Source organism: Yersinia sp. 1252 StPb PI (assembly GCF_048593885.1).
GTDB classification, from domain to species: domain Bacteria; phylum Pseudomonadota; class Gammaproteobacteria; order Enterobacterales; family Enterobacteriaceae; genus Yersinia; species Yersinia enterocolitica_E.
In genome coordinates, this window is sequence record NZ_JAZGQE010000196.1 from 1 (window position 1) to 7987 (window position 7987).

The following is a 7987-nucleotide window of genomic DNA, read 5'->3' on the forward strand; positions in this document are numbered from 1 at the left end:
AGTTTAAAATAGTTTGTAATAAATAAAGCGGTGAGGGAAATGGCTTAATATCGTTTTTTTATGGCAAAAATGAAGTCTGGCGACTCAAACAAAAAAGCCCTGATAGCAGCTATACACCGGTATCAGGGCTTGCTTTTCGTACTACCACTTACAACTTAAGGCAGGATTGAAGGTTGGTCTGCGCCTTCTTTCTCAACTTTCTGCTGCAACATGTGTTCACGTTTCATACCCAGTTTCAACGCCAGCGCGGACGCAACGTAGATGGATGAAACGGTACCGATGGAAACACCGATCAACATCGTCAGTGAGAAGCCTTGCAGCATCGCACCACCGAAGATGAACAGCATCAATACCACCATCAGCGTAGTTGCAGAGGTCATAATAGTACGGCTTAAGGTCTGGGTCAGAGACACGTTCATGATTTCATAAGGCGTACCGCGACGGATTTTGCGGAAGTTCTCACGAATACGGTCCGATACCACGATACTGTCGTTTAGTGAGTAACCAATAACCGACATCAATGAAGCAATGATGGTCAGGTCGATCTCAATCTGGAATAACGACAAGATCCCCATGGTAATGACCACATCATGGGCCAAAGCGATAACCGCCCCCAGCGCCAGACGCCATTCAAAACGGAAACCGACATAAACCAGAATACACAGTAACGCGACTATCAACGCCATGCCGCCAGCTTGGGCTAAATCGCTGCCCACACTTGGCCCGACGAATTCGATACGTTTTACCGAAGCATTCTTATCAACTGACTCATTAATAACAGAGATGACTTTGTTGCCCAATTCCTGCCCGGCAGTTCCGGTGGCGGGTGGCATACGTACCATCACATCACGGGTGCTACCAAAGTTTTGCAGAATTGGCGATTCAAAGCCCGCTTTTTCCAGCGTGTCACGCAGTTGATCCAGATCCGCAGGTTTTTCCAGGTTAATTTCAATCACCGTACCACCGGTGAAATCCAGACCCCAGTTGAACCCTTTAGTGGACATCACCACAATCGATGCCACCAACAGCAACAACGAGACGCCGAAAGCGACGTAATCCCAGCGCATAAAGTCATAGACTTTACGGCCATAGTTCAGTTGTTCAACAGTATAATCCTGTGCCACAACGTACTCCTCAAATAGACAGCTTGTTAATGCGCTTGCCGCCGTAAAGCAGGTTGACGATGGCACGAGTACCGACTATAGCGGTGAACATTGACGTTATAACACCGATCGCCGTTGTAATGGCAAAGCCTTTAATCGAACCGGTACCCACAGCATAAAGAATAATTGCCGTGATAAGCGTCGTTACGTTCGCATCGACGATACTTGAGAAGGCACCTTTGTACCCTTCATGAATCGCTTGCTGGATCGTCCGCCCGTTCCTGAACTCTTCTTTTATTCGCTCATTAATCAGTACGTTAGCATCAACTGCTACCGCCAATGTCAATACGATCCCGGCAATACCCGGCATGGTTAATGTCGCCCCCGGTAACAAGGACATCACACCCACGATCAACACCAGGTTAGCCAATAGCGCCGTACTGGCAATCACACCAAATTTACGGTAGTAAATCACCATAAACAGGATAGATACCGCCAGGCCCCACAAGCAAGCTTCCAGACCTTGGGTGATGTTCTGTGACCCCAGAGTTGGCCCGATAGTACGCTCTTCCACAATCTGGATAGGAGCAATCAGAGCACCAGCACGCAGCAACAGGGAAAGCTGACGAGCTTCAGCCGGGTTATCAATGCCAGTAATACGGAAGCTGTTACCCAAGCGTGACTGAATAGTCGCTACGTTGATAACTTCTTCCTGCTTAACCAGAATCGCTCGGCCGTTAGCATCCTTTTTGCCGCTGTCTTTATATTCTACGAACAAAGTCGCCATCGGCTTGCCGATGTTGTCTTTGGTAAAATTAGACATCAGAGAACCACCGGCGCTATCGAGCGAGATATTAACCTGAGCCTGGTTATATTCGTCGGTGCTGGAGGTTGAGTCAGTAATATGGTCACCGGTCAGGATAACGCGCTTGTACAAGACAACCGGGCGGCCTTCACGAGTATTTTTGACTTCTGAATCACCCGGTACCCGACCGGAAGCAGCAACAGAGGCATCAACATTGCTATTTACCAGACGGAACTCAAGTGTTGCCGTCGCACCAAGAATCTCTTTGGCACGCGCGGTATCCTGAATGCCCGGTAATTCAACCACAATACGATCCGATCCCTGGCGCTGAACCAACGGCTCGGCTACACCTAACTGGTTAACCCGGTTACGTAGGATAGTAATGTTTTGTTGAACTGCATATTCACGCGCTTCCCGCAAACGGTCATCCGTCATCACTGCCTTTAAGGTATTGCTACCATTGGAGCCAATGACCAGATCACGGTGGCGAGAAGAGAGGTAGCTGACGGCATCATCGCGGGTTTTATCGTCGCGAAAACGCACTTCAACACCATAGTTATCAAGCTTACGCACCGTGGCATACGGGATATTTTTCTCACGCAGATCGGTGCGCAGGGTATCCATCGTTTGCTCTTGCAGTTTGCCCAGCGCAGTATCCATATCCACTTCCATCAGGAAGTGCACACCGCCGCGCAGGTCAAGACCCAGCTTCATCGGCTCTGCACCTAACTTGGCAAGCCAAGAGGGTGTTGCCGGAGCCAGATTCAGCGCGATAACGTATTTGTCACCCATCGCAGCCATCAGTGCCTCACGGGCACGCAACTGGACGTCAGGATCTCTAAAGCGAGCCAGGATTGCACCGTTCTCCAGCGCAATAGACTTGCTCGCTATGTTGTCTTTTTCTAAAACGTCACGGACTTGGACCAGCGTTGTTTCACTGGCGGCGATTCCTCGCGCACCAGTGATTTGAACAGCCGGATCCTCACCATAAAGGTTGGGAAGTGCGTATAGCAGACCGATGAAGATCACAACGATCAGCATCAGATACTTCCACAAAGGATAACGGTTTAACACGGCAATTCCCTTCGGGAAAATCGAAAATTACAGAGCCTTCATTGTACCTTTCGGTAAAACGGCAGCAACGAAGTCACGTTTGATCATCACTTCAGTGGTGTCGTTCAGTGCGATTACGATATAACCCGTTTCCGCAACTTTAGTTACACGACCAAGTAAACCACCCGTGGTTAGCACTTCATCACCTTTACCAATAGAATCCATCAGTTTTTTGTGTTCTTTGGCACGTTTTTGCTGTGGACGCAGGATCATGAAGTAGAAAATAAGACCAAATACCACCAGCATAATCACCAGGGAGTACGGGCTGCTTTGAGCCGGAGCCCCAGCGGATGCGACAGCATCGGAAATGAAAAGACTCATTAAAATTCCCTCATTGTTATCAATATCAATAATGTGAAATCAGTGCGATAAAACAGAAACGGTAAATCGTAACTGTTAGATCTACAAATACAAAGGCAATAATTTTAAAATCAGGCATTTAATGGCGGAACAGGTTTCCCAATCCGGCCATAGAAATCTTCAACGAAGACCTCTAATTTACCCTCTTCAATAGCCTGACGTAAACCCGCCATTAAGCGTTGGTAGTAACGCAGGTTATGAATAGTATTTAGTCGCGCACCCAGTATTTCGTTGCAACGGTCAAGATGATGCAAGTAGGCACGACTATAATTGCGACAAGTGTAGCAATCACAATGTTCATCCAACGTTGCAACATCATCCTTATGCGTGGCATTACGGATTTTTACCACACCGTCAGTGACGAACAAATGGCCGTTACGGGCATTACGCGTAGGCATCACACAGTCAAACATGTCGATACCACGGCGCACACCTTCTACCAGATCCTCTGGTTTCCCCACGCCCATCAGATAACGTGGTTTATCTGCCGGAATCTGCGGGCAAACATGCTCCAAAATACGATGCATATCTTCTTTTGGCTCACCCACCGCCAAACCGCCCACAGCGTAACCATCAAAACCGATATCTACCAGCCCTTTTACTGACACATCACGTAAATCTTCGTAAACACCACCCTGAATAATACCAAACAATGCATTTTTATTGTTCAGTTCATCAAAGCGTTGGCGACTACGGGCCGCCCAGCGCAACGACATCTCCATCGAACGCTTGGCATAATCCCAGTCCGCGGGATAGGGGGTGCATTCATCAAAAATCATCACGATATCGGAGCCGAGATCGTACTGAATTTCCATTGATTTTTCTGGGCTAAGGAACACTTTATCGCCGTTGATCGGGTTTTGGAACATCACCCCTTCTTCTTTGATTTTGCGCATCGCACCCAAGCTGAATACCTGGAAGCCGCCGGAGTCAGTCAGAATCGGGCCATGCCACTGCATGAAATCATGCAAGTCACCATGCAACTTCATGATTTCCTGACCTGGACGCAACCACAGGTGGAAAGTGTTACCCAGCAAAATCTGCGCACCGGTCTCTTTTACTTCTTCCGGTGTCATCCCTTTAACTGTGCCATAGGTGCCAACAGGCATAAATGCCGGGGTTTCTACCACGCCACGCTCAAAGATAAGACGACCACGACGGGCGCGCCCATCAGTTGTTTGTAATTCGTACTTCACATAACCTCCAGCACTAGAGAAACAGTCTAATGTTGTTATTGCCGGATCACACAATATGTGTGACCTAAAATTTACGGGTTAACCGTCTCTTGCGGTGCCCGTGGATTACGGCTGATAAACATCGCATCGCCGTAACTGAAAAAGCGGTATTGTTCTGCCACCGCTTGCTGGTATGCATTCATGGTATTTTTATACCCAGCGAAAGCAGACACCAACATTATTAATGTTGATTCAGGTAAATGGAAGTTGGTCACTAAGGCATCCACAACCTGATAATGATAACCCGGGTAGATAAAGATACGGGTGTCACCAAAGAAGGGTGCAATCAGGCTGTTCTCTGCCGCCTTAGCAGCACTTTCCAATGAGCGTACCGAGGTGGTCCCAACCGCCACGACACGATTGCCACGCGCCTTACAAGCCAAAACAGCAGCTACCACATCTTGAGGTACCTCTGCATATTCGGAATGCATGATGTGCTCTTCAATGGTGTCTACACGCACGGGTTGGAACGTCCCCGCGCCGACATGTAGCGTAACGAAAGCCATCTCAATGCCTTTCTCGCGCAGTGCGGCCAGCATTGGCTCATCAAAATGTAAACCGGCCGTTGGTGCGGCTACTGCCCCTGGGCGCTCACTGTAGACTGTTTGGTACAATTCACGGTCAGCATCTTCATCAGGGCGGTCAATATAAGGAGGCAAAGGCATATGGCCGACGGCATTTAGGATAGTAAAAACATCCCGCTCATCGTCAAAACGCAGCTCGAACAAGGTGTCATGGCGTGCCAACATCGTGGCTCGAATACTTTCGTCATCGCCCAACAGCAGCTCAGCACCCGGCTTAGGTGCTTTGGAGGCTTTTACATGGGCCAGTACACGATGATCGTCCAAAACACGTTCTACTAATACTTCAAGCTTACCGCCACTGGCTTTACGGCCAAACAAGCGCGCTGGAATAACGCGGGTATTGTTAAATACCAGCAGATCGCCGGGCGTCAGTTTATCCAGCAAATCGGTGAAAATTCCGTGCGTTAACGTTCCCGTCGGGCCATCCAGTGACAGTAAGCGGCAACCGCTACGCTGGGGCTGGGGATAATGGGCAATCAGAGATTCCGGCAGCTCAAAAGAAAAATCGGCAACACGCATAGCTTTCCACTTGATATCAGAACAGACCCGGCTCACGAGTATGATTGGAGCCGGTTCACAAAAACAGGCCGCTAGTCTAGAGCCCTCAAGGGCTGGCTGCAAGAAATAAGGACAATTGGTGGTCATTTGCTATAGCCAAAATAATTGTCGTCGCAGCCAGGCAGTAAATGAACGCATCTCGATAAGCTGACGCCCACCAGTGATTCAGTTGGCAAATCTGCCAGATGCGGATTTGAGCACGGCTTACAGTAGCTCCGCAGAGGTGGGCCAGGAAATTGACCGCGTAATGACGGCAGCTAACACCGCTGCAACTTCAAGTAAGAAGGGATATACTTTGCAGATGAATTTTCTCGCTCACCTCCATTTAGCCACACTGGCTGACAGTTCCCTACTGGGCAATCTGCTGGCAGATTTCGTCCGTGGTAATCCACAGGATGAATATGCCCCTGAGATTGTGGCTGGGATTATGATGCATCGCCGCGTTGATGTCATGACCGACGCGCAGCCGCTGGTCAAAGAAGCACGTCGCTATTTTAGTGCTGATTACCGCCGAGTTGCCCCTATCACTTTGGATGTGCTGTGGGATCATTTTCTGGCACGTAATTGGGATAAACTGGTGCCGGACTACACGCTGCCCGGGTTTATCCAGCATGCGCAAAGCCAGATTGTGCCCCATCTACCACAGACACCCGCGCGCTTTCAGCACCTTAATGCCTATCTGTGGCGGGAGCGTTGGCTGGAGCGCTATGCTGAACTACCCTTTATAGCTGATGTGTTACAAGGTATGGCTAATCGGCGGCCCAAACTGGCAGCACTTGCTGGCTCTTTTCAGGATATAGAACAACACTATCAGCCGTTAGAACAACTGTTTTGGGCGTTTTATCCTGCCATGATGTTGCAGGCACAACGCCAACAAATCTAGCTTAAAACATCTTTATTTGTATGGTTATTATTACTAAGTCACTTGCGCTTTCTGCCAGAATGGGTATCTTAGCAAGACTACGAAACTAAAAACGTCGTAACGATAGGTAAAAGCTATCACAGCGATTGGTATTTATCCCTTTATTCATTGCGCTTAAATACCTATGCTGTGCCGATACTTTTAAGACAACTGGTTAATCCATCCCTATTAACAGGAGTAATTTATGGTTCTGGTAACTCGTCAAGCCCCTGATTTTACAGCAGCTGCTGTTCTTGGTAGCGGCGAAATCGTTGAAAACTTCAACCTGAAAAAACACCTGAACGGCCGCCCTGCCGTCCTGTTCTTCTGGCCAATGGACTTCACTTTCGTTTGTCCTTCAGAGTTGATCGCTTTCGACCACCGTTACGAAGAATTCCAGAAACGTGGCGTTGAAGTTGTTGGTGTTTCTTTTGACTCTGAGTTTGTGCACAACGCATGGCGTAAAACCCCAGTTGATAAAGGCGGCATTGGTGAAGTTAAATACCCAATGGTTGCTGATATCAAACGTGAAATTCAGAAAGCCTACGGCATTGAACATCCAGAAGCTGGCGTTGCATTGCGCGGTTCATTCCTGATCGACAAAAATGGTATTGTTCGCAGCCAAATCGTTAACGACCTGCCAATCGGCCGTAACATCGACGAAATGATCCGTACTGTTGATGCACTGCAATTCCACGAAGAACACGGCGAAGTTTGCCCTGCTCAGTGGGAGAAAGGTAAAGCAGGTATGGGCGCATCACCAGATGGCGTAGCTAAATACCTGTCTGAAAACGCCTCTAAACTGTAATAACAGTTTATGCCGCCCCTGATTTACTCGGGGGTATCAAGCCAGTCAGTTCACCCTGACTGGTTTTTTTATTTTATAAAGTGGTAAATGGGTGCTTGAAAGCTACTACCTGACAACGAAGGGCGGGGATGACTCCCCACCCGATTGCCTTACCGTTCAGATTCGTAAGCTAAAATGGCCGCAACCTCTTTTTTTCCATCTTTTAAGCGCAATTCACACAGTGATTTGTGCGTAATTAATGTAAATGCCAAGACTGTTATACAAACAATCAACAGGCACCAAACGAGAGAGTTTTGTGGCATATTTGGCCTCCATGTCTTGCCTTTCAGCAGGTAAGAAGCTACCGTAATGTTGTTCGGCATTAGGGAGCCTCGTATTGATTAACCTCAGTACGGGGCTTTTTCCTATCTGCTTTATGACAACAACTGTTTTTACCAAGGCACTTACAGCACTGGTTCAAACAATGCCCAAAGCAGACAGCTTCAAGCACCCGCCGCAGAGTCTATATAATAATCTTTTC

General features: G+C 48.3%; 8 protein-coding genes. 2 read left to right on the forward strand and 6 right to left on the reverse strand.

What is annotated here, in order from left to right; all coding sequences use genetic code 11:
• Positions 1–155: 155 nt before the first annotated feature.
• The 5 genes from secF to queA form a co-directional block, all read right to left on the reverse strand.
• Positions 156–1124, reverse strand: coding sequence for a protein translocase subunit SecF (gene secF, locus V2A85_RS20100; RefSeq protein WP_083160065.1), 969 nt, complete (start codon positions 1122–1124; stop codon positions 156–158).
• Between the two features lie 10 nt (positions 1125–1134).
• Positions 1135–2982 (reverse strand): protein translocase subunit SecD, encoded by a 1848-nt coding sequence (gene secD, locus V2A85_RS20105; protein ID WP_083160067.1) that lies wholly within the window; start codon positions 2980–2982, stop codon positions 1135–1137.
• 27 nt (positions 2983–3009) lie between these two features.
• The gene (gene yajC / locus V2A85_RS20110) at positions 3010–3342 is read right to left on the reverse strand and encodes a preprotein translocase subunit YajC (RefSeq protein WP_005166605.1); all 333 of its coding nucleotides are present in this window, start codon (positions 3340–3342) and stop codon (positions 3010–3012) included.
• Positions 3343–3452: 110 nt separating this feature from the next.
• Positions 3453–4577 (reverse strand): tRNA guanosine(34) transglycosylase Tgt, encoded by a 1125-nt coding sequence (gene tgt / locus V2A85_RS20115; protein ID WP_372558182.1) that lies wholly within the window; start codon positions 4575–4577, stop codon positions 3453–3455.
• Positions 4578–4648: 71 nt separating this feature from the next.
• A complete protein-coding gene (gene queA / locus V2A85_RS20120) occupies positions 4649–5719 on the reverse strand; it encodes a tRNA preQ1(34) S-adenosylmethionine ribosyltransferase-isomerase QueA (RefSeq protein WP_420072183.1) in 1071 nt (356 codons plus the stop codon).
• A 340-nt stretch (positions 5720–6059) separates the two neighbouring features.
• Here queA and V2A85_RS20125 point away from each other — a divergent pair, with 340 nt between their 5' ends.
• Entirely contained in the window at positions 6060–6641 is a 582-nt protein-coding gene (locus tag V2A85_RS20125; RefSeq protein WP_372559838.1) for an ACP phosphodiesterase, read from the forward strand.
• A gap of 223 nt (positions 6642–6864) precedes the next feature.
• Positions 6865–7467, forward strand: a complete 603-nt coding sequence (locus V2A85_RS20130; RefSeq protein WP_004393160.1) for a peroxiredoxin C — start codon at positions 6865–6867, stop codon at positions 7465–7467.
• A gap of 149 nt (positions 7468–7616) precedes the next feature.
• Here V2A85_RS20130 and V2A85_RS20135 read toward each other — a convergent pair whose 3' ends face one another.
• On the reverse strand, positions 7617–7769 hold the full coding sequence (locus tag V2A85_RS20135) for a type I toxin-antitoxin system Hok family toxin (protein ID WP_420072184.1): 153 nt from the start codon (positions 7767–7769) through the stop codon (positions 7617–7619).
• Between the last annotated feature and the right edge of the window lie 218 nt (positions 7770–7987).

What these genes read in the sequence shown, in the direction of transcription:
- yajC (WP_005166605.1), bottom strand. Translation starts at nt 3,342, where the DNA reads ATGAGTCTTTTCATTTCCGATGCTGTCGCATCCGCTGGGGCTCCGGCT.
- queA (WP_420072183.1), bottom strand. Translation starts at nt 5,719, where the DNA reads ATGCGTGTTGCCGATTTTTCTTTTGAGCTGCCGGAATCTCTGATTGCC.
- V2A85_RS20125 (WP_372559838.1), top strand. Translation starts at nt 6,060, where the DNA reads ATGAATTTTCTCGCTCACCTCCATTTAGCCACACTGGCTGACAGTTCC.
- V2A85_RS20130 (WP_004393160.1), top strand. Translation starts at nt 6,865, where the DNA reads ATGGTTCTGGTAACTCGTCAAGCCCCTGATTTTACAGCAGCTGCTGTT.
- V2A85_RS20135 (WP_420072184.1), bottom strand. Translation starts at nt 7,769, where the DNA reads ATGCCACAAAACTCTCTCGTTTGGTGCCTGTTGATTGTTTGTATAACA.